This is a genomic window from Haloferax sp. Atlit-10N (assembly GCF_003586325.1).
In the GTDB taxonomy this organism is placed as follows: Archaea; Halobacteriota; Halobacteria; order Halobacteriales; family Haloferacaceae; genus Haloferax; species Haloferax prahovense.
Map to the genome: position 1 here is coordinate 1 of NZ_PSYX01000008.1, position 26,373 is coordinate 26,373.

The window sequence follows — 26,373 nt, forward strand, 5'->3', positions numbered from 1 at the left end:
ACAGCTTCAAGCAGCGTTGAGCAACCGATTTTTCGACTCACTTGACGAGTTAACGACAGCGATAGACGCCGCTCTTGACCAGCTTTCGGTCCCAAAAGTGAGTAATTACTTCTAACGAATACTATAGTCGTTCCTTGTCACTCACACACCGCCTTCAGCCCGGAGGCGGAGTATATCGATGGTCAGCTGGCGAAATGCGTTTTTGACTCGTGCCCGTAGCACAGGTATGTCTACGACCGTCGAACTCCCCAACGTTGATGAGACGTGCGCCTACTGCAGGTCGCGTATCTTCGACCACGACCCGATCTGTGTGCGCGACTGTACCGACGACTGCGGGTCGCCGACCTACTTCTGCAACTACGCGTGTCTCTCGACCTACGTTGACGAAAACAACTTGACGACTGGCAACGCGTGTGAGTGGTCGCCCGACGACCCCGACTGCTGCTGAGTGGATTCGCCCCAAGCAAGACACAGAGCGACGTATTAGCCGCCACCCAACCTAGGAACCACCAACGGAGCAGTACTGGCCGTCCAACTTTATGAATGCAGCCAACGAAGTCCGTAGTGGTTCACTATGTCAAAAGAGCGCACGTCCGACGGCCTGCTCCGCATCGTCCTGATCGTCCTCGCGGTGATCGTCCTGTTCCCGCTGTTGATGATGGTGTTCGCGATGCCGATGATGGGCATGATGGGCTGGTGGTGGGGTGGTGGCATGGCCGGCGGCCTCTCACCGCTGTGGGGTATCGGAATGATGCTCGTCTGGCTCGTTGTCCTCGTCGGCATCGGCTACCTCCTCTATCGCGGCCTCGTCGGTGGTGTCGGGTCGTCGCTGACCAGCGATAGAGCACTCGAGGAACTCCGAGTGGCGTACGCTCGTGGCGACCTCTCCGACGAGGAGTTCGAGGAACGGCGTGCGAAACTCACCCGCGAGGAGTCGCAGTAGTCTGCAATCATGTCCTCGACAGTACAGCGACGCGAGTTTCTCACTGCGCTCGGAGCCGGCATCGCAGGTCTCTCCGGATGCGTTGGAAATCTCCCGGGCAGTGGCGACGGCGTCGACAGGACGATCTACGTCGGAGGCTACCACTGGGGCTTCGTTATCATCGGTGCGAGTCTGTTCGCCTACGACGTTCTCAAGAAACGCTTCGTCCGCCGTGACGAACCTGATTCCATCTCTGACGGAACGATCATCTCCCGGCGAATCTTCGCCGAAGGAGACGCGGGTTCCGAACTCGACAACGATTAACGCCCCCAATCACTCGTGTTTCGACGATATCGACGCTGTTAACGTTCTCTTCACGGCGTGCGATTTCATCTGCCAATTCGTTTCACCCGGGTGATCGTGCGCGACACGGGGAACACGGGTCCTGAATGGGGTGACCAGAAGATCCAACAACAACGGAGTCTCTCACCATGGACCGAGTCAGTAAATATCGTTATGAGTCACTGGCGTCGCTTACGATTCCCGCTGAGCGCGGACGAACGCTCGCCGCAGGACGGTCAGCAGGACGTACGTCTCGTACTTCTGGTTCCGACAGTGGTCACACGGCTGCATCTCCGTTGTGATCTCCTCGATAGATTCCTCGTACTCCTCCGTGAGATGGTTCAGTGCCTCCGTGACCTGCGGCTGGATAGCATCCGTCATCTCCTCCACGGCGGCATCAGCCGAACCCGGTAGTGAGTACGAGAGGACGATCGTGTTCGCGTGGTAGTACTTCGTCGTGCCGCCACGCCCCTCCTCAAAGCGGACGACGTCTACGAGCCCGGAATCGCGGAGTTCGTTGATGTGGTGCCGAACGGTGTTTTCGGTCCGCTCGATCCCTCGCTCGGTAAGTCGGTCGTGAACCTCGCCTGCCGTCCGTGCCTCATCGGCCAGTATGTCGAGGATCATCGCCCGCATCGGTTCGTCGATGGCGTCCGAGACGCGGGTATCCCTGATCGCGATGTCGTCGAGATGGTGGTCGGCGCCGGAACTGCTCATAGTGGGACTGCGAGACACGCGCGGGAAAAGGTAGCGGAGCATACGGCTGTCGAACGATTCGGCCGGGTGGCTGATCCTGTGGTCGGAGCGTGGAGAAGTCCTATACGACTCGTTTGACTGTTCCAACGCCCCATATTCCTATTCAAACATATCATCTAAAAAATATATATGGCAGTCCGGGTGCTACGTAGAACTGTGATGAACGAGACAACCCAACTCCGCGTGATGGACTTCGACTGCCCGACCTGCGCGAGCACCGTCGAACGCGCCCTCTCGAACGTCAACGGCGTCCAGAACGTGGAAGTCCACTACACGACCGGCCGGGTCGAGATCGAGTACGACGACAACGTCGCTGACCCCGACGCCTTCGCACAGGCCATCGAAAACCAGGGCTACACGCCCCAGCCCGCCTAGACCAATGAACGCACAAACGATCACCCAGTACTACCGGAAGAACCGGAAGGCCATCGTTACGGCGTCCAGCGGCCTGCTCTACGGTGCCGGCTGGAGCCTCGGCCACTTCACCGGCTTCAATACAGCGAGTGCCGGTATTCTCATCCTCGCGGCGATCATCGGCGGCTACGACATCGCCAAGACCGCCTACTACGAGGTCACCAACCGAACGCTCGGCATCAAGACGCTCGTGACCTTGGCGGCCATTGGTGCCATCGTCATCGGCGAATACTGGGAAGCTGCCGCCGTCGTCTTCCTGTTCAGCCTCGGCAGCTACCTGGAAGGCCGGACAATGCGGAAGACCCGGACGGCCCTCCAGGAACTCCTGGAGATGACGCCCGACACGGCCACAGTACGCCGCGACGGAGACCTCCAAGAAGTACCTGCTCACGACGTCGAGGAGGGTGAAGTCGTCCTCGTGAAGCCGGGTGGGAAGATTCCGGTCGATGGGACCGTCGTCGACGGCGAGAGTGCCGTCAACCAGGCGCCAGTCACCGGCGAGAGCGCCCCCGTCCACAAGGCCTACGGCGACGAAGTCTACGCCGGGACGGTCAACCAAGAAGGGGCGCTTGAAGTCCGAACGACGGGTGCGGGCTCGGATACGACGCTCGAACGCATCATCCGCCGCGTCGAGAAGGCCCAGGAGGCGCAGTCGCCAACGGAGAATCTCATCGACCGGTTCGCGAAGTACTACACGCCCGGCGTCATCGTGCTGGCGATCGGCGCATACGCGGTCACACAGAATGCGATCCTGTCGTTGACCCTGCTGGTTATCGGCTGTCCGGGTGCGCTGGTCATCGGACCGCCGGTCAGCATCGTCTCGGCTATCGGTAACGCCGCTCGGTCTGGCGTGCTGATGAAGGGCGGTGAACACCTCGAGCGCTCCGGCAAAATCGACCTCGTCGCCTTCGACAAGACGGGGACGCTCACGAAGGGCGAGACCACCGTCGCGGACGTCGAGGGGTTCGGCGTCGCCGACGACGAGGTCCTCTCGCTCGCGGCGACCGCCGAGAAGAAGAGCGAACATCACCTCGCCGACGCCATCGTCGACGCAGCACGCGACCGTCCGACCGCCGCAACCGATGGCGGAGCGGCGGTCGCCCATTCCGACGACGCGAACGCCGAACGCCGGTCGGTTCCAGATCCGGATGACTTCGACGTGGTCGCCGGGAAAGGTGTCGTCGCCCACGCAGACGGTCAGGAGCTCGTCGTTGGTAACCGGGCGTTGCTCGACGACCGCGGCATCGACGTTCCGGCTCATGTCGCCGAGTACGTCCGTAACCGTGAGGAGCGTGGTGAGACGGCCGTCCACGTCGTGCGGGACGGCAGCGTCATCGGCGTGATCGCCATGCGCGACGAACTCCGAGAGGTCGCTCCTGGCGTCGTTGCGGCGCTGCAGGATGCCAGCATCCAGACCGTGATGCTCACCGGCGACAACGAGCGGACGGCAGCTGCCGTCGCAGGGGAGGTGGGCATCGACGACTACCGCGCCGAACTCCTCCCCGAGGACAAACAGACCGTCATCGAAGAATACCAGTCCGACGGCCACGTCGTCGCGATGGTCGGCGACGGCATCAACGACGCGCCGTCGCTGGCGACCGCCGACGTCGGTATTGCGATGGGCGCAGCCGGCACGGACACCGCCATCGAGACGGCGGACATGGCGCTGATGGCCGACGACCTCGAACGCATCCCGTACGCGGTCAAACTGAGCAAGGCGACGCGCTGGAACGTCCTCGAGAACGTCGGGCTCGCGGTGCTGACCGTGACTGTCCTGCTCGCGGGCGTGCTCACGAGCTACGTTACGCTCGCCGCTGGGATGCTGGTCCACGAGGCCAGCGTTCTCCTCGTTATCCTCAACGGGATGCGACTGCTCCGACACTAACCACCACAACCAATGACAACTAATTCAACTTCGACTGACGCGACTCCCACTGGTACCGACTGGCAGGTCGACTACGAGGTCGACCCGATCGAGATCCGTGACCCCGTCGCGGAAGCCCTCGGCGTCCTCGAACCGGGCGACCCGTTCGTCATCACGTACGCGGACGCGGTGAAAGAGGCCGGGCACTCCTGCCCGACTGCCTCGGGCGCCTACCGAATCGTCCAGTTCGGGCTCGACGCCCTGTATCCCGACGACTATCCAGTCCGGAGCGAAATCGAGGTCCAGACGGCCGGCCCGCAGGAGGATGCTGCGTACGGCGTGATGAGCCGTATCATCTCGTACGTGACTGGCGCGACCGGCGATGACGGATTCAGCGGGCTCGCCGGCGGCTATGGCGGCCGCCGCGACCTCCTCGTCTTTGACGCGTTCGACCCGGACACGGCGGACCCGACGTTCCGGTTCCGGCGAACCGACACGGACGAGACCGTCGAAGTGGCCTACCACGTCAGCGACGTTCCTAGCGGTGGACCCGCAATCGGGAACCTCCAGAGGATTCTCGACGGATCGGCAAGCGACCAGCAACGGGAGGCCTTCGCTGACGCTTGGCACCGCCGCGTGCAGGCTGTTCTCAGAGACGCCTCCCTATTCTCCGTCGAAGGGGTATGAACGCGGCGGTGTACCCTTCACACTCGTAATGAGAGTTACCGCGATATACTGTTGGGCTCCTTGGGTACCTTGGTAGCGCCATCACCTAACTCGCCGACATCGATATGAGAGTACCCCACGCAAACCATCCCCTCAGAGTTGTCCAAGTATCGAGCTACAACCGCCAACCCAAATACTCAAACAAGAATCTCGCCCATCCCGCGTCAACTGCCATATGGAGCAAGGTAATCGTGTTTCCAATGGTCGATATCGATCTCCACAGCCTCTGAAGTCGTTGGAGAACCGACCGTGACCCATCAGTCATAATCTGCGGCAACGTCTACGGACACATCTATGCCGTTGTATGAGTCGTCGGAGCGCCCTGTCGGTGCCGTCGATATTGACGGGGTACAAGAGGTCAACTATGATTTATTTCCAGTTCATTTCGAACTGATTCGAAGGCACGCATCAAATCTATCCTCCGAGGTTGTGAGTACTTAGAAACAGCTTTTTGTACGCCATTTATTGAGATATCTCACTGTACTTCAGTGCATTTTGTCTTGAGAAAGATACATCCCAAATCGGGGTTGCAAAATTCTCATTACCAGACGTGAGCGAAGTCAGCTACTGGATTTGAATACCGTCTTTCCGTTCGGTAAGGTCGATACCCATTCACCTAACCGATTGAAGCAATCACTCGGAATATTACAGCAGAGAATCTCAACGGTAGGATTCTACTCATCACCTAGAAAACTTATTTACTCAGAGATTTTGATACATAATTGACTTAATGAAAGGGACGACTGAGAAGTTTAGAAAGGTCCTCCTTACCCTCCACAATCGTATCCCTCCAAGTCTACAGTTTGTGCAACTGGAGACCATCCAGCAGCTCTCACAGCGTGCGCTGGTTGTCATCATGGTTCTGGCTGTGATTAGCCCAAGTGTGGTTGCTGTTCCGATTATGGATGCCGACAACGACGGGGTCAGAAACGGGACAGAATGGGCCAAGAATGTTGACTGGCAGGCACAGGACACTGATGGTGACGGGCTTATAGATGGCCGAGAAGTTTCCTCACCGAATCTAAATGCTACTGATCCAGATACAGATGCGGACGGATTGAACGATACCGAAGAAGTCGAACTCGGCACGAATGCGAGTTCAGTGGATTCTGACGGGGACGGAATCGACGACCTTGCAGAAGCAACCAACGGAACTGACCCTACACAGTCTGATACTGACGGAGACTCTCTTTCCGATTTAGTCGAGGTGACTAACAGCACTTCGCCAGTAAACGCGGACTCTGATGGGGATGGGCTTGACGACGGGCTCGAATTTGAGATTGGTTCTAATGCGACAAATCGCGACACAGACCACGACCTCTTACCCGACAAGCGAGAGTGGGAACTGAACACATCTCTTGTCTCGTGGGATACTGACGGCGATTCTCTGAGCGACGTTCGAGAAGCGACTTCAGACAAACTGAATCCTCGCAAGGCAGACACAGACTCAGACGGGCTCAATGATAGCCGTGAGTTGATGTTGGTCACTTTGGTAAACGTCAGTGACACCGATAATGATGGTCTCAAAGATGGTCCTGAGTTTGACCATGCCACTTCGCCCATCGACAATGACACTGACAACGATTCACTGTTAGACGGGGCAGAAATTCACCAGTACGGGAGTGACCCGCTGAACAACGACACCGATTTCGACAACGTAAGCGACAGCATCGAGGTCGGAAATGAGATACTGAACGTCTCAGATCCAGATATTGATGACGATGGTTTGAATGACGGCGTTGAGTGGTACGGAGAGACCAACGTCACACTGGCCGACACAGATGCGGACGGCTTAGACGATTGGAACGAGACGAAGGTCTACCCGACAGATCCAGTTATCAACGACACTGATTCTGACGGCCTTCTGGATGGTAACGAGACGCTCCGATTCGCAACAGAGCCACTTGACCCTGATACCGACGGTGACGAACTCAAAGACGGTCCAGAAAAGCACACCTTCGGAACCAACGCGACGAACCCGGACACCGATGGCGATGCTCTGATTGACGGACGGGAAGTGAACGAGTATGGAACTGACCCATTGAAGAACGATACAGATGGAGACGGTCTGAGCGACGCTCGAGAAGTCAAATATCTCCAGACGAGCCCAACGAACGCTGATACTGATGGAGATGGAATCCCAGACGGTACCGAAGTGGCTGTCAAGGGATATGACCCGGTGGAAAAAGACCCACTACATAACAAGAGTGCAGGTCTCCAGGTCACAGCTAGCCAAGAACAAGCGCTTGGAAACTTCATCGATTCGATGGTGAAATTCCTCCATTCAGTAGCCACCAATGACCCTGATGCAGGCCTAATTATGGAATACAGCCAAGCAATCGTGGAATTAGGTGATGTGAATTCCACCGGGCCGAAGGCTACGATTGTAGCGAATTTTAAGCAAGCTGGCCTATATCAAATCCTCGACCTAGTCCAGACCAATCTCGGCGTGGGTATACCTAGCAGCGCACTGAAGGGACGTCTAAAACAGGCTATTAGTGTTGGCGCGAGAATGAACTCTGTTGTCGCAGTTGTTTCAGACTACGCAACGCTGCACGACCAAGCAGAGTACGTAGTGAACGCAAACAAATCCGAACTCCGTGCTGCCAAAGTTGGAGTGTTAATAGCAACCACTGTTCTCGTCATTGATGCCTACTTACTCTACCAGACGGGTGGAACATTTTCACTTGCGTCCGGTCACAAGTTGGCGTTTTCTGCAACTGGAACTATCGCAGCGAAGACCGGGCTTGCCCGACTCGCTAAGTATTGTGGTTGGAGATGTGTCGGTGGAGTAGAGCGCATACTCCATTGGTCACTCCGAAGCCTCATCGATATCGGTGAGACGAAATTGATCGCTTCAATCATCGAGATTGGATATTTCGAAGTGACCGGTATCACGCTCTTTGATATCCTCGATGGTCTCTCAGCAGAATACCTCAAGCAGATAGTTCCGATGCTCAAAGATATCCTCTCTGAAGCGATATTGCAGCGTCTAAAAGAAGTCGTTAGTCAGTTAGTAGAATCAGAGGTCGGGAGTTGGTTCTCCAGGGACGAAGTCTTCACAGTTAATACTCCTTCGGAAAGAGGCGTGCCGACCAGAGCAGTTTCGTAGCGGAGTCACCACTTTTGATTCGAGTAGCAACCTGTTCTACTCACAACTCGTCGGTCTAGGACAAACTGTTAACATATGATAGATAAAAATGGGTGACAGATGCCGTATCTCGATCCCCTCATCGACAACTCAGAACGAACGCTCGAAGAGACGTTCAAAGAGGTAATCTCTGAGAGCGAAGAAGTACGGGTTGCGACAGGCTACTTCTACCTCTCTGGGTTCGATCTGTTCAAAGACGATCTCGATGCCCTTCTCGACTCTGAGACACTCGGTCACGCCCCGATGCGGATTCTGATGGGGAAGCAGACAGACGCCAGGACTGCTGATGAGATTGAAGAGGGCATGAGTCTGCACGAACAGTTCCGAACGCAACTCGAAGACGACCTCAAAGACCTGAACAACGCCCAGATGGACCGACTCGACCGGCTTCGTGATTTCATCAAGGAAAGCTTAGTCGACGTTCGGATCCGAAACCCCGAGAAAGGATACTTTCACGCCAAAGGGGCGTCGTTCCGATTTGCGACTGACGACCCCTCTAAGCGGGAAGGCCCGACGGACAGACGTGAACCAGCGCTCATTGTCGGGTCGTCGAACTTCACTCAAACAGGCCATCGAAACAACATCGAACTCAACCTCACCAGCTCCGACCCACAGAAAGTCGAAGCCTTCGAGGAATGGTTCGACAACCAGTGGGCCAACTCCGAGGAGTTCTCACGGGAGATTGTCAAGGTCATCGAGAACAGCGAGAAGTACCAGGACTGGAAAGAAGAGGAAGAAAAGAAAATCAAGGAGAAAGACGACGACGTCGACCTCGGGACATACATCGAGCCGTTTGAACTCTACAAGATTCTCTCCTACGACGCGCTCGACGGGAATATCAGCGCCCGAGACAGCCCACTGTACTACTTCCAGACGATTGGCTACGAGAGTGCAGCGAAGAAACTCTCCCAATACAACGGCTGTATAATCTCCGACTCGGTCGGCCTTGGCAAGTCCTTCATCGGGAGCGAGTTGCTCTACGACTACCGCCAAGACGGGAAACGCTGTCTCCTCATCGTCCCTGCGAATCTGACTGACCAGTGGGAAGATCTCCTCCAAGACGCAACAGACGAAGACGGAGACCCGTTCTTCGGGCTGGAGATAGACGGGACGCACTTAGACGTCATGAGCATCAGCAAGTTCCAGAACCTCTCCTACGAGGAAGTGAACGACCTCAGAGAGCAGTTCGACGTACTGCTTATCGACGAGGCCCACCGCTTCCGTAACTTCGGGAAGTGGCGTCCCAATCCCGACGATGACGACGACTACAAAGGAACCCGTCGCCACGCAAATCTTCGACTTCTCCGGGACAAGACGATGATTCTCCTGACGGCGACGCCGCTTAACAACAGCGCGACCGACCTAAAGAACCTCATCGGATTATTCACCGGGAAGAACGAGATACGGAACAAAGCGAATCTGGACTTCAGTTCATTCGACCGGTACATCGATATTGCAGAACAGCGCAAGCGTGTCGCCGCCGGGAAAGAAGAGATGGACCCGGAGGACCTCGAAGACCTCACCGAGAAACTCCGGCACGAGTCCCAGGAAATTTCGAAGATTCTGAACGAGGTGATGGTTCTCCGGACACGGAAGCACGTCAAAGAGTCGCTGATGCGGAAGGACGACGAGTTGGAGATGAGTTTCAAACCGCCGGAGGTTAACAAAGAAGAGTACTCGCTTCCGACGGCGTACCGCCCAGTCTATGAGTCGCTACCCGACGTGATGGATGCACTCCACCTGCCACACATCACCATCAAGAATCCACAGGCAGGGAGTACGCTGAAAGCACTGTACAAACTGAACCTGCTCAAAAGACTCGAATCGTCGACGTTCGCATTCGTCCAGAGCATCGAAACTCTCTACCAAAGTGAGCAGACGCTGCTCGGATTCTTAGAGGCACTTCCAGACGACGAAGAGATAGACACGCTCCGAACGATACAGGACGACCAAGCAGCGGTCACACTCGACGACTACGTTCAAGACGGTGAAGCGGCGGAAGACCTGGCACAGACACTCGAAGAGTTCGGCTTCGATGCCGAGTCTCTTCGAGGCGGAGAAAGCAGCGAGCAGGACGAGCTAGCCGACTTGACCGTCTCTGAAGTCAAACAGCGGATCCACGAAGACATCGCCCTCATCGCGCACTTCCTGACGTTGTTCATCGGCGACGTCGCAGAGAACGCTACCCACGTCAACGACCACGCAGTCACAGTCAGACAGTGGCTCAGCCGGAAGCACATCGGCTACGTACCAGATGTCCCTGAAGACGAGATTGATCCCTTGCTCTTCCCCGACCAAGACCTCTCCGAGGTCGAGGACGTCACACGAGACTTCTACGATGCTGTGTTCCGACTCTTGGAGTTCCGTGACCCCAAGATGGACCGGCTCAACGATGTGGTGAACCAGTACGACGACAAGGTACTGATCTTCACACAGTACCGGGCGACGGCAGACTACGTCTACCGGACGCTCCTAAACGACTCGGACTCGCCACTGACACCGCAGAACAGTGCTGTCGTCAAAGGCGGCGACGAAAACAAGCAGAAAGTCATCCGGCGATTCGCACCCGAAGCGTACGGCTACGAAGAGACACTCGAACGCACGGGCGACTCAGAATTGACCTACGTCGTCGCCACAGACACACTCAGTGAGGGTGTGAATCTCCAGGACGTCCACACTGCGGTCAACTACGACCTTCCGTGGAACCCCATGCGTATCGTGCAGCGAGTTGGCCGCATAGACCGAATCGGTTCGACTGCCGACAAGCACGTTCACAACTTCTACCCCGACGGCGACATCGAGGCCGCTATCAAACTCCTCAAGCGACTTCAGGCGAAGATCAACGACATCGCACTCATCGTCGGGAAGGAGAACAACATCCTCGACCCGAACGAAGACGAGATTTTGGAGAAGGCAGGCATCCAGACGGAGAAGACTATCGGTGAACTCGAACTCGAAGAGATAGAGGGTACGCTACGGGCCTCTCGTGAAATTGACGACTACAACGAGCTCGATGACACCTCTAAAAACCCACTCCTGCGAAACGCTGGGAGCAACGAGGACGAGGCCTTTGAGCGATTGCTCCTCAAGAAGGAACTGAACGAAGAGTTCGGCCTCTCCGACGAAGACTTCGAGTTTGCAGATGAGTACTTCGAGACGCCACCAGGAGAACGCGACTTCCTCTACACTAACGTCCCTGATTCGGAGAGTAACCACGCACCGGGTATCTTTGGGATGACCCATCTCTGGTTCGACGATGAAGAGGACGCCCCACTCGGTCGGACACGTCGAGCCCTCTATGGAAAGAAACGCGGCGGAGAGGTCAAAGACTTGAGCGCGATTCGAGCACTGAAGATTGGCCCGGACACTGACGGCGAGAAAATCACCCGGAGTCAGAAACAGTACCTCAATGAGCGTGCCTCTATTGAGGCGGTGGTTGAACAGCGACTCGAAGAGGCAAAAGAGGGGCTCCTTGGCGACATCTACCGCGGCGGCGACGAGTATTCGAAAGAACAAGAGAAGATACTCTCCTACTTACTGCATTTAAAGAGCAATTCGAGTGGAAAACTGTCTCACCCCATAGATGGGCATACGTCGCTCCCAGAGGCGGCGGCTCACCTCCGAAGTCGACTCAAGGACGTGAAACTCCAGAATACCGACGAGGACCGTATCCTTCGTGAGACGTTCCGCAAGGAGAATATGGGCCTCGGCGAGTGGGACGTCGAAGAGTTCCTGCAAGAGCTGACTGACTTCCTCGACGAGAACATCGAAGGCTCGACTGAGTATCAGTCGAAGTTAGCAGGGACAGGAGATGTCGACGCCCGGCTCCTCTGTTGGGGTGTCCTTGGAACCTGAGTGAAAGTGGGTCCCTCCTCTGTGCAGTGGGTCTATGAATAGAGATTCGTCTTACGGATGAGGACCGGTCTCTGTCAATTCGTCGTACTTCTCGAAGACGAGGTCGAAGTACTCCTCAGTCATCACACGGGGTTTGTTGACGCGGTGGAAATCATCAAGGACGAACTCGGTGTCTCTCCGGTCAAGTCCATAGGCGTGGAAGGCGGCAGCGTCGATTTCGGCTTGAAGTCGCATCCGCTCGTTTTCGTCCGTTGAAGCTTCGATGTCGCCGAGACGTTCACGCATCTCTGTGAACTCGTCACCGTAGCAGTTGAGCCGAGCAGCGCGCTCAGAAATGTAGTGGAACCAATTATCATCATTTGTGAGATGGGGCACTTGTGACTCCTTGAACTTATAAGTCACAACGTGCGTGTCGACTTTGGTCCTTAACAGATAGTCGAACGGAAGAGAGTTTATTAGTCCAAGTCCAGCAAACAACTCCTCGTCAGTGAATATTGTTTGATAGAACGAGTGGAGGTTGTCCTCTTTTAAGCCCTCTTCGTAGGGTTCAATACGGAAGTTGCGGATAGTTCTAAGCGTATTGTGGCAAACAACCCCTTTTGGGATGACCGCAGCAATTAGCGTTCTCTCATTTGTGGCATTAGTTATGTCTCGGAGTACGATTCTGTATTCACTGGAATCTAAGAGGACGTCGTCCTCAGAGAGAGGCTTTCCTCGATTTTCTTCGAGCAATTCGTTCACAAACGACTTTTGGGATCCAGACCCATCGAATGTCTCATAAATTGCTCTCTTGAGGTCTCTAACGGTTTTTTCGCGCATCCGTTGTTTGGCACTCCGCTCTGGGTCTGTGTCTGGCTCAACACTCCAGAATTTCGGAGGCTCTATGTCGCCAATGAACTCCGGACTGTAATTAAATTGGTATATGTTGCTTCCCCCATAGACAGGATATTCTCCGACGGACTCATCTACAAAGCGGTCAGAGTCACTTGTTCGCCGGAGACCTTGGTACGGCTCCATGTACCAGCCGGAGGCATTTTCATCCCCCAATTCTGGATTCCGTATTATTTTTCTCAGGACTTTGAGTTTCGTCTCTGATTCTACATAGGGGAATATCTTGGCTTCTGGCGAGTACTTGGTGAGGACTTCCCTGGGGATTGATATAGCCTCTGAGTCAAACTTTTTCAGGATTTCTAGGCTACCTTTCGAGTACTTTCCAGACACGGATTGTGTGGACCCCTCATTTTGGAAGATGAGAATCCCAAATTTGTACTGGTGGTGGATCTGGTCAAATATACCATTGTTCTGGAATATCGTTAAAACATCCACCTGAGACGTGTCAAGAAGGTGGGTGCGGAGGTCTTTACACGAGGCACCGTTGAATATCGCACCCGGTAGGATCTGTGCAACCCGAGATGAATCGTCTGCAAGACTGAATACACGTTCGAAGAATAGAGAAGACAAGTCATTCGGGTTGGGCTTTATTCTACCATCAATCTCCGGCCTCTGCAGCTTGTAACTGCGTGATTTCTTGAAGTACTCCGCCCGTGTCTCCATCTCATCTTGATACTTTTCCCATCCCTTTGAAATCGTCTCGTCCGAAAGTAGTTCTTCCTGAACGGCATCTTTCTCATCAGGGAGGCGCGTTCTAAACGTCTCATCATATTTCGAAAAGAAGTCATCACGAAGAGGCTTGATTCGATCCCAGGGAGGGTTGCCAATCACAACGTCGAACTTCCCGTCACCCCACACAAAGGCGAACTCAACCATCCAGTGGAATGGGTCAAAGTCCTCGACATCAGAGATATCAACGTCGTCGAGACCTGCGTCGTGAAACTCTTCAAGAAGGTCTTCGTTGAACTCTTCACGGTACTTGTCCATCAGCTCCTCGGCGTTCTTTCTGTGCTTAACAGCCTCACTACTGGTATCCGCGTCTCGGTATTTCTTGACTGCATCTCGGATATTCTGGTACTTGCTGCGGACGTTCCAATCACCAATTGTGGTTCCCTCCGAGTTCTCTTTCGTCGTCTGCTCTGGGTTCCCAGACGGTTCGACAGAGTCAACGAACCCGACGAGCGAGTTCCCTTGCCGAATGTTGAAGTCGATGTTCGGGAGTGGTTCGACTTCCTTCGGTTCGTTTTCGATGTCGGCCACCATCGAGAGCCACAGCCGAAGTTTACAGATTTCGACGCCTCCCTCATCGATATCGACCCCATAGAGGTTGTTGAGGATGATTTGGTTCTTCGCGTAGAGTGTCGCCGTACCATTTGTGGCGTCAATTTTGTCCAACTCTTCTTCGACTTCACCGTGAAGTTCCCACGGTTGCTCGTCACGAAGTGCTTGGAAGTACTCGATACACTGGAGGTAGATGTCAAGCAGCACTTCTTGTGCTGCGAGAAGGAATGCCCCACTCCCGACTGCGGGGTCAAGCACGCGAAGCTCGTTCAGGGCGTCAAAATAGAGCGTCTTGACGTGTTCTTGATTCACTGCGTCGAGGTCGACAGTCTGTGCGATTCCACCGTCGGCCATCGCTTCGACCTTATCACCGCCCACCGATGAAACGTCTAACTCGAAGATGTCGTCGATGGCTTCGTAGTTCGTTCCATGGGTGTCGTTTACCCGGTCAAGCAGCCACGGGTGGACCGTCCGCCGGGACATGAAGCCGGTAATCTCCTCGGGGGTGTAGTACGCTCCCATCTCTTTCTGGTTGACCGTCTGTTCGAAGATGTGCCCGAGGATGGCCGGCGAGAGGTTCTTCGGGTCGACGATGTCGAGTCGCTCGTCGACGTTCCAGTTCCAGTCCGAGAGAAAAGAGAGGATTTTCCCGAAGAGTGTAGATGTCTCCTCGGCGGTTTCACCCAAGCGAGCGTCGTCGAACTCTTCCTCAACGGGGTTCTTACTAAAGAGACCGCCATTGAGGTACGGGAGGTTACCGTAGGTCGTGTCCTTCTTGCCCTCCGCGAGGATGTCGAAGAAGAGCGGGTCGTAGAACTCCTCGTAGACGTCGCCGTCCTCCGAGAACTGCTCGTGCATCTTGTGGAGGTACTCGGTGTCGTGGTCAAGCAGACCCTTCTCCTGGATGAAGTAGAGGAAAATCATCCGGTCGAGGGTCACTTGCACGTAGCGCTGTTTGGCGTCACCACGGTCGTCGGGGATTCCGGCGACTTCCTGCACGAGTTCGGTCCGGAGTTCCTCGAAATCCTCGTAGAAGTCCTTGACGACCTGCTTCGTGTCGTACAGAGAGTTGAAAATCGTCTCGGGTTTGTTGAACTCGATATTGTTGAGCTTCTGGAGGATGGTATTCTTCTCTCCAGTCTCACTCGTCATCTGCTCTTTCGAGAACGAGAGTTGCTGGTACTTCGTCCGACCGTGTGCGTCCCACGTTCGGATTCGGGTGATGAAGGTGAACTCCTCGAAGTCGTCGGTAGCCACCATCCCCGTGTGTGTGTTGACGTTCGTTCGTGACTTGAACGACGCCGCAGTTTCACCCGGTGGTGCTTTGATGAGTACCATGAACTCGTCGTCGTCAGTGAGACGCAGGACGAGTTCGTTGTCCTCCCCGAGACTTGGTTCCGGTTGGAGGCCCCTCTTCTTCAGCGACTCTGCGACGTCCTCAAGAGAATCCCACGTCGCAATATCATCAGATTTGATTTGCTGAAGTGACATAATCGGCAGTCACAATGATGGGCCAAAAAGTCACCGACAATGTACTAATTGGGTTACATAATTCGTTGTAGGATTTCGATTAGTCTGGACAGCACCGACAGATTTGGGTTACAGAAAGAGAAGGCAAACGAGCAAACCCAGATCGTGGTTCCACGAGAATGGCAGGAGACCGACGTTTTCGCTCCATCGATGTCGAGCGATCCCTTGGTAGAGTCTTCGAAAAGGGAGATAGACGGTCATTTGTCTGCGATAGTGTCAACAAATATGTCTTTCTCAAAGAAGGATATTTACCGATATTGGGACTATGATCTGTGTGGAAGAGGAACAGAATGACGGAGAGGACGAAGCAGGGAACAATACTGAGTCCAACGACCAACCGACGTACGATATTGAAACATACCGTCACGCTATCGAAGATGCAAGACGAACTCACGACCAACAATTAGATGCTTACAACGATATCGGTGAGAAAGCGTGGCGGATTGTCCGTCTGAATGGCCTCGTTGCAACGATCTACGTTGCCGCAGTAGCAAACGCATTCTCTGGAGTTACATTTCCAAGATGCGCTTTGCTGTCCGTGGTTCTGGGATTCGTGTCACTTCTCGCTTCGACTCTCTTTGCTATGTACGGTCAACAGCAACGAACAGTGTCTGTAGGGCAATCTCCTGAGTCCTTTGAGATGGTCCGCAAGCATGACCCTGACGAGATAACGTACCTCTATGAGACACTAAATGGATATGAACAGTGGATTACTGACGTTCGCAAAAAGACGAGCGCGAACGGATCTGCGGTGAATGTTGCAAAATCATTATTTCTCACAGGAGTGGGACTTATTACGATTGGAACATTGTTAGCAACTGTACTATGAGCGACGGAGAACAATCCGGTGACTCAGGAGAATCAGCCGTGGATGTGGCTGAAAGTTCTCCTTTCGAGTCGACCGGGCACGAGACCTCAAAGGGTCGATTCAACTCGGAAGGCAGTTCGGATTCGGCAAAAAGCTCCAGCGGAGACAGCTCTAGCGGCGAATCATCTGGGTCAGAAGAGTAACACCGAAGACAAGCTTCGTCCATCATTCGGACCGCGAAATTATCTGCCTCTTTTCCCTGCCAATGTTCATAAGCACTGGAAGGGTATATTAATCGAATCCGTCGAACAGTGGCTATGCTATGATTAATGATTCTTCCACACGTCGGTGATCATCTCGTAGAGAGAAATCGAGCTATCAATAAATCGCATTGGAGCAGTACCCCATTTGAAGTACGGAAACCACAAGGGTGCGTCGTACGCGTTGGTCCGGTCAAGAGCTGAGACCGCACCAATAGCGAACCCTCCTATCTTCATGAACAGTAACCCAAGCACGGAAGCAAGTACAAATCCAACGGCTAAGAGGTAGGGAGTCATCAGAGAGAGAATCACGAATGCGAGCGGTATCCCGACGAAGATGACCAACAGGACTTGCCGCAGTGGTGCATTGGAAATCCAGTGTCGCCAGTCAACTCTCTGTCTTCGTTGAGTATGACCTAGTCGATATCTGGTCGTCCGAGACCTTCTCCTCATGTTGTCTCAGAAGATAGACTGAAACATGAATTTTTGCCAACCATTACTTGTGTTTGAAATGTTCGTAGACGCGATCTGTCGTGACCAGAGAATGGTGGCGAATTTTGGTCCGTACATCCACTAGTCTCGTTGTTTAATTTGCGGACATGTCGTTCGAGAACTTGTTTGTTCAGGGGCAAATACTATGTATTAACGCATCATCATTTTAGATGATGTTTGGTTTCCGAGAAGACCGACGAGGAAGTACTGACAACAAACGTTCTGCCCACGACAAGGCGAACCTCGACCGCATCAGTGAACTCGAGCGCAACCCGCTCACTGAGGTCGTCGCCGCAGACCACACCAACCAGTATCCCGATCCAGACTCGACCGGTGGCCATATCCCAGACTACGAATACCGAGACCGTCTCACGGGCGAACTCATTCGGGGTGAGACAGAGAAGTGCGGTGACCGTAGCGCCCATGCCAGGTCTCAACGCCGGGCCTTCGAGAGTGCAGGTCCATTCGAACTAAACGAATTCGGATGCGACCGTGGGTTCGATCTCGGCTTCGACGAGACATCAACGCACGACAAGACCAGCAACCGGGGACTCTTTGACCTGTTCTAGCCTACTCATAGGTTAGGCGAGTCTCATCCTCACCGGTCTCTGCTTCTCGGAGCCGTGTTTTTCTCATTCATCTCTAAAACTTCTAAGCGCAAACAATCACCATTGTGCCTGCAACATCAGGATGAGGTGCCTACTGCACCGACCAACGAAGGGAGAGGGGCGTCAGCGGACGACCGAACCGTGGACTTGCTTGGGAGGGGTGCCTCTAATAACAGCAGTTTCCAATTGGTCAACTCACTAATCAACCTGTCTATTGTATGGAAGGTGTCTTGCGGAATTACGGCAGCCCACACCCCAGGCGTCGATTGTAAAATCAGGCGACAGACGCTTTCAGGGAATTAATGGTTGCCCACCAAGCGGCTCGAATCGCGAGTCCCGAAGGATGACTGCCTGGACGATATCCGAGTCCTCGAGTAGATGGTAGAGGTAGGGAGTGACGCCTCGGCCTCGGCCCCTTCCGACCACGCGCTCGGTCCGCCCGAGAATATCGAGAAACACGGCTTCGTTAAGCCGGTCATTCATCCGGCGCTGCGAGAGCGTATCCATGTCTAGCTGGTTTGTGATGTATCTGTAGACCTCGTAAATCTCGTTGCTCGAAAACTCGGCCTCGTTCTTGGACTCAACGAGTGCCGCGAGCGCGAGAATTGGAGCTTTTGCCTGGGTTGGTTGGTCTTTGAGTAAGGCCGCGAAGCGGTCCATGTCAGCCTTATCACGAGCGTCCTTGACGTGCTGATCAGTTACTTTCTCAGCATCGCTATTCTTCGCGAGTTCGCCCGCGTTTCGGAGGATGTCCAGTGCCTTCCTGGCGTCGCCATGTTCTTGTGCTGCATACGCGGCACAGAGCGGGATGACGTCGTCAGTAATCACACCCGGTCTGAAGGCATCCTTACGGTTCTCCATAATGGCACGGAGTTGATTCGCATCGTACGGCGGGAAGATGAATTCAGTATCTTGGAGACTACTCAACACGCGCTCGTCGAGTGATTTTTTGAACGAGATTTTGTTGCTGATTGCGATAATCCCCAGATTGCACGAATCAACCTTGCCAGCCTCACCAGCACGAGAGAGTTGCATCAGAACTTCATTCTCTTGGAGTTTGTCGATCTCGTCGAGAATGACAATCACGACATCATAGAGTTCGTCGAGGATTTGCCAGAGCCGATGATAGTACGCGTCGGTCGAGAGCCCTGTTTCGGGGATAGAGATACCAGTCCTCTCGGGGTTATTGAGTTCTCGAGCAAGGTTCACGACGACACGGGTTTCGGTAGACGATTGCGTACAGTCAACGTAGGCTCGACCCATATCCACGCCTTGATTTCCGGCGTAGCGTTGGGCACTCCGTGTGACGTGTTTCGTGACGAGAGACTTTCCTGTTCCAGTTTTCCCGTAGATAAGCGTGTTCCGGGGTGAGCCACCGCTGATAGCTGGATGAAGAGAGGAGACGATATTCTCGATCTCCTCGTCCCGCCCAATGATGCGGTCCTCGTTAGGGATGTGGTCAATTTCGAGCAGTTGTTTTCGCTCGAATATCGGGTCCTCAGCAGCCCACATCTCATCAAGTGAGCGTTGTTCGTTACCGCCTGAATCCATACAATCGACACCCGGTGGAGAGCATATAAATATAGGGTAATTCACACCCCATGCGTCGAATGTAAGTACCGTTTTGTACGGTCTTTAGAACCTGTTTTCTGCATATTCGAGAACCACTTGGGAATCCAAGCGTCGATTGTAACACACACCCCAACTGTCGAGTGTAAATCTTACTTAGGGTTGGGTTCGTACCGGGGGGCACCCCAGGTGTCGAATGTAAATCGATCCGTTCTGTCGTTACAAACCACTCACTTAGCGTCGGCCGAGCAGACACACCCCACCTGTCGAAAGTAAATACCCGGAGAACGCGGTTGACAGAACATCTATCGGCCTATAGGGAGAGGCACATCAAACATACTGTCTCAGCTAGTTGGTATACGGAAATCGTTTTCGTGTATTCGTCTTATACTTTCCGCTAAATATAGATATCAGCGAGCAGAGATTAGAACAATCGACACAACCTCAGCCTCTTCCAGACGAGTATCTGAGTGTCTCATACTATCTATTTCGAGTGTTTACATTCGACACATGGGGTGTGGGTGTCGTAGTAATAATTCAGACAAGTATACAACTCGGGCAATACAATTATTTCGAGTGGACGCATCGAGCGCTTGACGGAAGAACGCAGTCAAGGAGGTTCTAAACTGGACAGTGTCTCGGAAGCAAATGTGTCCTATAGATTAGATTAACTCCCGTATCTGTTCTCACTCGTCGAAGTAACCTATTCTCTGAGTTCGGGTTGATGGAGGGAGAAGGCATTTACGAATTTGGCAGTCAATTTAGATATGGTCAAAGAACGAGAACCTCTTGAACAGGCAAAAGTCGTGATTGGAAGTGGATTAGCCTCGTGGGAGAGTTTTTCAGAAGACGAGAGATACTCTACTTTCGATACCGGACTACGTAATCTTGACAAGGTAGATTGGGTTCCACCAGAGTACCAATCCCATTTAGATGAGGCAAAGCAGCAGTTACGCAACGGTAGTGTAGAAACTTTAGCTGAGTACGAGCGGAAATCCGCTCTCCGAATAGCATTGGACGAACTCGAGAAGATCGAGTGGGCACCACCGTCAGATGAGGAAAGTGTTTGATAATTGTATCTGGACTGCCGGAATACGGTTTCTGAGAATAGTCGTGAGTTGTGAGCCGACTTCTATATCAAGCCGACCAAGACGGTGTGACTGCTCGTCTGTTCGAACGAATTTGGGGTGACCCACTAACACCCCATCTCGACCGAACACAGCAGTTCTGAATAGAGAGTAACTACCCTCACACCCGACTGGCCAACCGATCTGCGACGTCTCTGACCTCTGCTGTCTCATCAACGGCGTCCGTCCAACGACGAGGTAGCTGTGACTGGCCAAATCGAGCACCAGCGACTGCCCCGGCGATGGCACCAATCGTATCTGCATCACCACCGCGGTTGACCGCAGTTACAACCGCGTCCTCGAGGGTCGCTGCACCAAGTGCGTCGTGAAGTGCAGTCTGCAGCGAGGACACGACGTATCCAGAGGTTTTCAATGCGTCCGGAGACTCTCCACAAGCAATCGGTTCGAGCGCATCAGTAAGCGCCACAGGAGCATCATTACCAACAAAATCAAGCGCGTCACGAAGCGGTGTGTCAGTGTCCTCAAGAAGACCAGCAATTGTGAGATTCAACACGGCACACCCCCACGTACATCGAGGATCAGCGTGTGTGATTTGGGAAGATTGTCGGCTCACATCGACGAGAGTGTCCCAGTCAGTCGCATACGGAATCGCCAGTGGTGGACATCGCATCACACTGCCGTTCCCGGCGTTTTGGCCTTCCGGGCTTGACTCCCAGACTGCCTGCCCGGCCTCATCCCATGCTGCACCGTGTTTGAGTCGACTTAGTGCCCGGAGTGTCATCCGTCCAATGTCGAATGGTTCGCTATCATACCACGCTACAAATCGGTCAGCGATATCCCCTGGAGAGAACTCGTCATTATCTGCAAGACTTCGTGCGATACACAGGGCCTGCTCAGTGTCATCGGTAATTGTTCCGGCTGGTTGGTTCCAGGTTCCGTACCCAACCATGTCGGTCAGGCGTCCGTGCTCACCAGCAATCGCCTCTGCAGACGTGAACTCGACTGGTTGGCCAAGTGCGTCCCCACACGCGAGTCCTAACAGCACGCCACCGGCCCGATTAGAATCCATGTGGAAGGCTCCGGTGACAAATCAGAAATATTTTCGCACAGATGACGTCACCGGCAAAAGCCCTGCTTCAAAATTGATGTTCACACAACGTCGTGGGGATGTACGACCCACTTCTCTTTGGAGACATCTAACAGCGCAACACCGTGCTTCTCGAAGCTTGGCTTCATCATCTCGTCTTCGATTCTAATACTCTCAGCGGCTAATACAGGGATTACTCTTTGTTCAGCTGCGATTGACGGATAGTCCTCAGTAAAGCAGTCCGAGTAAAATAGGGATTGGCCGAGATACTGGTAGACATCAGAAACAGTCCGAATAGGTTGACTCTTGGTTTTTAATTCGGTTACGTAGACTGCTTCTGGCCTAACGATAACAAGATCGGCCCGAGCAGCGCCAGAGGAAATACCAGAGCCGAAACTCTGTGCGATTTCTGCTTCTGTCCAGAAGCCCTTCGGAGTTTTTTTTGGACCGCTTGGCTTGAGGACTTCCGAGATAGTTCGATCAGTAGTAATTTCCCTATCTAAAGTCGCCGCGGATCTCTGTATTCCAACTGGAACCTCCTGTTGAGCGAATACAAAGTCATTCTCCTGCGTCTCTAACCATCTAAGCAACCTCCCAGCCAATGCGTCCTCCTCAGCAGTAGTCCCAGAGGCTGCACGGACTGTGATGTCACGTTCTTCAGACGTGAACTCGCTTTGTCTTTGTTCGTATCGCTCAATTAGTGCAGTGTCGAGAGAATCTACCTCTGCGTCTCGCTGAATCAGGTATTCTAGCAATTCACGAGCTTGTCCCAACCGTCCGTCTACAGCCTGAGTAAACGCAACATCACAATTGAGTGGTAGTTGTGCCGATGGAGTGTCTAGCGAAGGGGACTCATTTTCACCGTAGCCACATAGTTGAGCCAAGTAGAATTGTGGCTGTTCAGCGGGATTGTCTCTGATAACCTCAAATGGGTTATCAACATCAACCTCACTCAATAATTGGTCTTTAGATAGCGGTGTCAGTATATGGTGTGCAAGTGCCAAATCGTCCGACGTCAGAGTCTGAGAACCATTGGTCCTCTCGTACAGGAGGTGCAAAGGCACTTCAAATACTCTCATCAGTTTAGACGAGAGTCAGTCAAAGTAATAACATAATGGGGTGACTGCAGTATAGTGACCATTTTAACCGATATTTGTCCGTATGTTTTCTGAGGAATACGAGCAACTAGGCCGTTCTCTTAGATTTCGTTCGGCAAGCCCTGTCCTTAGAATTCAAACAGCGCGGTCAGCCCTGAAACAACCTCTCGTACGGGCAGATATCCAAGTGAGGGTCCCGGCTGTTACAACAATTCCGTTGTGCTAGCACTTTTCCACCTAAGCGAGGGTATCCGGGCAAACTCGCTGCCACACCCTAGGAGTGGCATGCAGAATCAGTCCTCCCAGAATGCACGCTGACGAGCTTCAACCTCGGCAAGAGCCATTGAGAGGACGTCACGCCAATCGCTGGGATGAGATGAATCATCTCCAGGTGTCGGTGCATCTGGGCCGGGATGGATGTGGTCGCGAGCGTTGTGGTCCGATGGATGGCGGTCCCATCGATGATCAAACGTTCCTTGCTCGTGGTCTTCGTGGTAATGTAACGAGAAGTCGCCGTTCTCGAACCAGACAATCTCTACTCGACCAGTTTGAACACTCGATGGGTAGAGTCGTGTATCGTACACACAGACCAACCGTTCAGGGGCGAACTCAGGTCGGTCGACTATCTCAGTAAACCGCTCGTCAGTAGCAAATCTATCTCGAATGACGTCCAAGCGGTCAAAATCAACTGGAGCACCCGAAACGGAATCTGACCCACTACTCTCATCCTGCCCTGTCATACCGCCGTTCGCTGATCAGCAGCGTCACCCGACTCGGTTGCTAATGCCCGTTCGAGAAGGTCAACCCGACGGCGAGCCGTCTTCCACGCAGAAACAGCCTCCCAAACATCTTCTATCGATTGTTCAGTAGCCGATGCGTACTTTGAGATAGAGACCGCTTCCGGCGAGGCGACATCGAACTCCTCGGACAACTCCTCTGCCCGTGCTGCTTCGTCTTTCAAGAAGTCAAGGAGCTCCGCCGTTGAGTATTCATCTTGGAACGCTTGGACCCGTCGCCAGTTCAAGTATGATTGGTTGCGTACATACGTGGCCGGCGACTCGGTAACCTGCTTCACGATACCCATCTGTTCGAACCACTCAAGGTACTCTCTCGCGGCGTCGACGCCGTGGCCTGCGAGGTCAGCAACTTCGCTGGCGGTCGCTGGAGTGCTGAGCCCAAGCACAGCGTCAAAGAAGTCGTCTCGCGTCCGCTCTCCACGGACAAGTTCCTCTGGCGAGGTCAGGACGTCGAAATCTGGCGCTTTAGTTCGCTCCTCGGCATTGGCCTGTAGTTCAGAGCGCGGTTCTTCCATACTCACACCACGTGATTAACAGGAATAAATCTTGCTGGCACGGATTATTCCGTTTGCATGATTCGAGAGGCTGTATTAACCAACAGGCCGGCTAGATACGCCCAGTTGTTGGTTAACATAGTTGTCGATGTCTCATATCTGGTGTAGTGCTTTATTACAAGTACATCGAAAATGAGACATCTGGACGTTGAGATTGAGTAGCGTTAGTTCGCCACCCAAGACAGGATCTCGCCGCAGGAAGTAGGTTTGGGCAACGAACCATTTGGCACACTCAACCCGACGACTGACGTGTTCATCGAGGTCGAGATTGAAGACCCTCCCCCCCCGTCATCGATGTGTAAAACCGTGAGATGGGAGTGGGGGGAAGAGACGTAATGAGGGTAAACCGAACGTAACAGCCGTATATCCGCACGAGAGGCTGTAACGGTCCAGAAATAACCTCTCTAGAACTTATGACTATTGTCTGACGAAGTTTTATGTATCTACCAAGTTAACCAAATCCGTAGTGGAGCTAAACTAAATATTGAATAAGAGACACTCTATCTGGCCAAACAAGATCTGCTGGTTTGAATGACCGTTGTTTTGGTCCCTCTCTTCCCTGGTAACACTAGTGTTAGACGTTTTCTTCTTGATTGAGTCCGTTCGCTTTGTCGTCTCTACCCATCGTCTATCGGTGATTTACACATCGATTGCGGGGGGAGGGGGTTGCGTTATTGACTCGAGATAACTCGTCAAAGCCTTCCTCCCTCGTTTGGGCGAGCGATCTTCCTAATCAGTAGACTCTCACGAGAATGGCCTGCAGTATTGGCGACTTGAACTCCTCGTTCAGTAACACTAGACTGCCTTGATAGGTTTCGTACAACCAGTCACTCTGTCGATATCTGTTACACTTCGATGACGGGGGGAGGGATTGGGAACTTACACATCGACGACGGGGGGTGTGTCTACACTCGTCCTCCACGAAAAGCGTCCACCTCAGCTCTAATGGAAGTCCTTCAGTTGTGCATTGACCACCGTTCGGAGGAGTTCCTCTTGCTCGGCAATACTCTCCAAACGAGTATCCTCCGTGATCCGTTTCATGATACCCGTGGGGTCACCCGTGAAGGTGAACTCCATGTACATCCCGCCACCGCGACCTCGACTCTTCCTTGACGTCGAAATCAATCCATACGTGGAAAGCTCTTTGACGTACTTGACGTACGTTTCCCGAGTCATCTGATCCGCATCGAGTTCATCCGTTACCCACTGATACACTTTGAATCCGACGGGGCTCGGAACGGAACTTCCTGAGCGCTTTGCGTAATGTGCGATGGCAGCAGTAGCATACAGGGAGATCTTTTTCTGTGTCGTGAGTCCCTCAACGAGCTTTAGTGAACGATCCTTGTCGATCTCTTCCTGTGACTCGCGGACATGGTGTTCCTCAACGCTATCGTCACCACGTTCATCGGCGAGGTCGCCAGCGCCACGGAACAGGTCGATGGCCTTCCGAGCATCGCCGTGACTTTGTGCTGCGAAGGCAGCGACGAGTGGAATCACGTCATCAGAGAGCGCATCCGTTCGGAAGGCGTCGCGGCGATTCTGGAGTATCTCGCGCAACTGGTTAGCATCGTAGTCCGGGAAGTATACGTCTCGGGGGTTGAACGAACTCTCGGCTCGGCCGTCGATGTCCTCCATGAACTTCGGATCGTTCGTCAGTGCTGCGACGGATACTCGTCCCTCAATCTCGTTCGTGTTGCTGGCTCGCGAGAGCTGGTAGAGCAACTTCGAGTAGGCGGGTTCGTCGTTAGCACGGCGTCCAACTAGGAGGTCGATCTCATCGAGGATGAAGATGACCGAGTCGTAGTGGGTGTTGATAAGTTCGTAGAGACGTCGGTACTTCCGTTTAGTCGACACGCCAGTTTCGGGCACGCCCACTTCTGCGCCGACGTCTTTTGCGACTGTCTGGACGAGTTCGTAGACGGCTTGGTCGAGGGTATTGATCGGCTGGCAGTTGATATCGACAACCCCGAAGCTCTCACCCCTCGATTTGCAGAGATCGACGATCTGCTGCGTCACGGCGCCGATAATAAGTGATTTACCAGTACCGGCAGGGCCGTAGAGAAGCATATTTGGCGGCCGATTTCCTTGGAGTGTTGGTTTCAAGAACGACACGACGGACTCGAGTTGGTCGTCGCGACCGACGATTCGCTCTTCGTCGATAATGGTGTCGGGCTCAACGAGGTCACGGTTGACGAAGACTGACCCGCCACCATCCTCGTTGAGCATATCTCGGATCGACTGCTGTGTGCTTCTCTCAACCTCGCCTTCGGAGACTTCGGGG

19 protein-coding genes and 2 pseudogenes are annotated in these 26,373 nt (G+C 53.7%); 11 read left to right on the forward strand and 10 right to left on the reverse strand.

What is annotated here, in order from left to right; translation table 11 throughout:
• The 4 genes and pseudogenes from C5B91_RS18005 to C5B91_RS18020 all read left to right on the forward strand — a co-directional run.
• Positions 1–115, forward strand: a pseudogene (locus tag C5B91_RS18005) (IS630 family transposase); the annotation flags it as partial.
• Positions 116–226: 111 nt separating this feature from the next.
• Positions 227–448, forward strand: coding sequence for a hypothetical protein (locus tag C5B91_RS18010; protein ID WP_058365172.1), 222 nt, complete (start codon positions 227–229; stop codon positions 446–448).
• A gap of 126 nt (positions 449–574) precedes the next feature.
• On the forward strand, positions 575–943 hold the full coding sequence (locus tag C5B91_RS18015; protein WP_058365173.1) for an SHOCT domain-containing protein: 369 nt from the start codon (positions 575–577) through the stop codon (positions 941–943).
• 9 nt (positions 944–952) lie between these two features.
• Complete coding sequence (locus C5B91_RS18020) at positions 953–1,246, forward strand: hypothetical protein (protein WP_058365174.1); 294 nt, start codon at positions 953–955, stop codon at positions 1,244–1,246.
• 210 nt (positions 1,247–1,456) lie between these two features.
• Here the strand turns inward: C5B91_RS18020 and C5B91_RS18025 are convergent, their stop codons facing one another.
• Complete coding sequence (locus C5B91_RS18025) at positions 1,457–1,981, reverse strand: helix-turn-helix domain-containing protein (RefSeq protein ID WP_058365175.1); 525 nt, start codon at positions 1,979–1,981, stop codon at positions 1,457–1,459.
• 198 nt (positions 1,982–2,179) lie between these two features.
• Here C5B91_RS18025 and C5B91_RS18030 point away from each other — a divergent pair, with 198 nt between their 5' ends.
• From C5B91_RS18030 to C5B91_RS18040, 3 genes are read left to right on the forward strand one after another with little or no spacing between them, the layout of a single operon-like run.
• Positions 2,180–2,395, forward strand: a complete 216-nt coding sequence (locus tag C5B91_RS18030) for a heavy-metal-associated domain-containing protein (protein WP_058365176.1) — start codon at positions 2,180–2,182, stop codon at positions 2,393–2,395.
• Between the two features lie 4 nt (positions 2,396–2,399).
• Complete coding sequence (locus tag C5B91_RS18035; protein ID WP_115819426.1) at positions 2,400–4,319, forward strand: cation-translocating P-type ATPase; 1,920 nt, start codon at positions 2,400–2,402, stop codon at positions 4,317–4,319.
• 12 nt (positions 4,320–4,331) lie between these two features.
• The gene (locus C5B91_RS18040) at positions 4,332–4,985 is read left to right on the forward strand and encodes a hypothetical protein (RefSeq protein WP_115819427.1); all 654 of its coding nucleotides are present in this window, start codon (positions 4,332–4,334) and stop codon (positions 4,983–4,985) included.
• 35 nt (positions 4,986–5,020) lie between these two features.
• On the opposite strand, the pseudogene C5B91_RS22680 reads toward C5B91_RS18040, so the two are convergent.
• Positions 5,021–5,298: pseudogene (locus tag C5B91_RS22680) on the reverse strand (site-specific integrase); the annotation flags it as partial.
• Positions 5,299–5,754: 456 nt separating this feature from the next.
• On the opposite strand from C5B91_RS22680, the gene C5B91_RS18050 reads away from it, so the two are divergent.
• Together C5B91_RS18050 and C5B91_RS18055 are read left to right on the forward strand one after the other, a co-directional pair.
• Positions 5,755–8,136 (forward strand): hypothetical protein, encoded by a 2,382-nt coding sequence (locus tag C5B91_RS18050; protein ID WP_115819428.1) that lies wholly within the window; start codon positions 5,755–5,757, stop codon positions 8,134–8,136.
• Between the two features lie 99 nt (positions 8,137–8,235).
• Positions 8,236–12,030, forward strand: coding sequence for a helicase-related protein (locus C5B91_RS18055; protein WP_115819429.1), 3,795 nt, complete (start codon positions 8,236–8,238; stop codon positions 12,028–12,030).
• Positions 12,031–12,081: 51 nt separating this feature from the next.
• Here C5B91_RS18055 and C5B91_RS18060 read toward each other — a convergent pair whose 3' ends face one another.
• A complete protein-coding gene (locus C5B91_RS18060) occupies positions 12,082–15,693 on the reverse strand; it encodes an Eco57I restriction-modification methylase domain-containing protein (RefSeq protein WP_115819430.1) in 3,612 nt (1,203 codons plus the stop codon).
• A gap of 313 nt (positions 15,694–16,006) precedes the next feature.
• Here C5B91_RS18060 and C5B91_RS21960 point away from each other — a divergent pair, with 313 nt between their 5' ends.
• A complete protein-coding gene (locus C5B91_RS21960; RefSeq protein ID WP_147298772.1) occupies positions 16,007–16,561 on the forward strand; it encodes a hypothetical protein in 555 nt (184 codons plus the stop codon).
• Positions 16,562–17,453: 892 nt separating this feature from the next.
• On the opposite strand, the gene C5B91_RS21965 is transcribed toward C5B91_RS21960, so the two are convergent.
• Both C5B91_RS21965 and C5B91_RS18075 read right to left on the reverse strand, forming a co-directional pair.
• A complete protein-coding gene (locus tag C5B91_RS21965; protein ID WP_147298773.1) occupies positions 17,454–17,717 on the reverse strand; it encodes a hypothetical protein in 264 nt (87 codons plus the stop codon).
• Positions 17,718–18,191: 474 nt separating this feature from the next.
• On the reverse strand, positions 18,192–19,451 hold the full coding sequence (locus C5B91_RS18075) for an orc1/cdc6 family replication initiation protein (protein ID WP_199519513.1): 1,260 nt from the start codon (positions 19,449–19,451) through the stop codon (positions 18,192–18,194).
• Between the two features lie 785 nt (positions 19,452–20,236).
• Between C5B91_RS18075 and C5B91_RS21970 the strand changes: the two genes are divergently transcribed.
• Entirely contained in the window at positions 20,237–20,539 is a 303-nt protein-coding gene (locus C5B91_RS21970) for a hypothetical protein (protein WP_147298774.1), read from the forward strand.
• 178 nt (positions 20,540–20,717) lie between these two features.
• On the opposite strand, the gene C5B91_RS18080 is transcribed toward C5B91_RS21970, so the two are convergent.
• The 5 genes from C5B91_RS18080 to C5B91_RS18095 all read right to left on the reverse strand — a co-directional run bounded on the left by C5B91_RS18080 (position 20,718) and on the right by C5B91_RS18095 (position 26,318).
• A complete protein-coding gene (locus C5B91_RS18080) occupies positions 20,718–21,626 on the reverse strand; it encodes an ADP-ribosylglycohydrolase family protein (RefSeq protein WP_115819433.1) in 909 nt (302 codons plus the stop codon).
• Positions 21,627–21,706: 80 nt separating this feature from the next.
• Positions 21,707–22,723: a hypothetical protein gene (locus tag C5B91_RS21975; protein ID WP_147298775.1), complete on the reverse strand. Its 1,017-nt coding sequence runs from the start codon at positions 22,721–22,723 to the stop codon at positions 21,707–21,709.
• 311 nt (positions 22,724–23,034) lie between these two features.
• A complete protein-coding gene (locus C5B91_RS23085; RefSeq protein ID WP_115819434.1) occupies positions 23,035–23,481 on the reverse strand; it encodes a hypothetical protein in 447 nt (148 codons plus the stop codon).
• Positions 23,478–24,053, reverse strand: coding sequence for a hypothetical protein (locus tag C5B91_RS18090; protein WP_115819435.1), 576 nt, complete (start codon positions 24,051–24,053; stop codon positions 23,478–23,480). Before C5B91_RS18090 ends, C5B91_RS23085 begins: the two co-directional genes overlap by 4 nt.
• Before the next feature lie 981 nt (positions 24,054–25,034).
• Entirely contained in the window at positions 25,035–26,318 is a 1,284-nt protein-coding gene (locus C5B91_RS18095) for an orc1/cdc6 family replication initiation protein (protein WP_115819786.1), read from the reverse strand.
• Positions 26,319–26,373 lie beyond the last annotated feature (55 nt).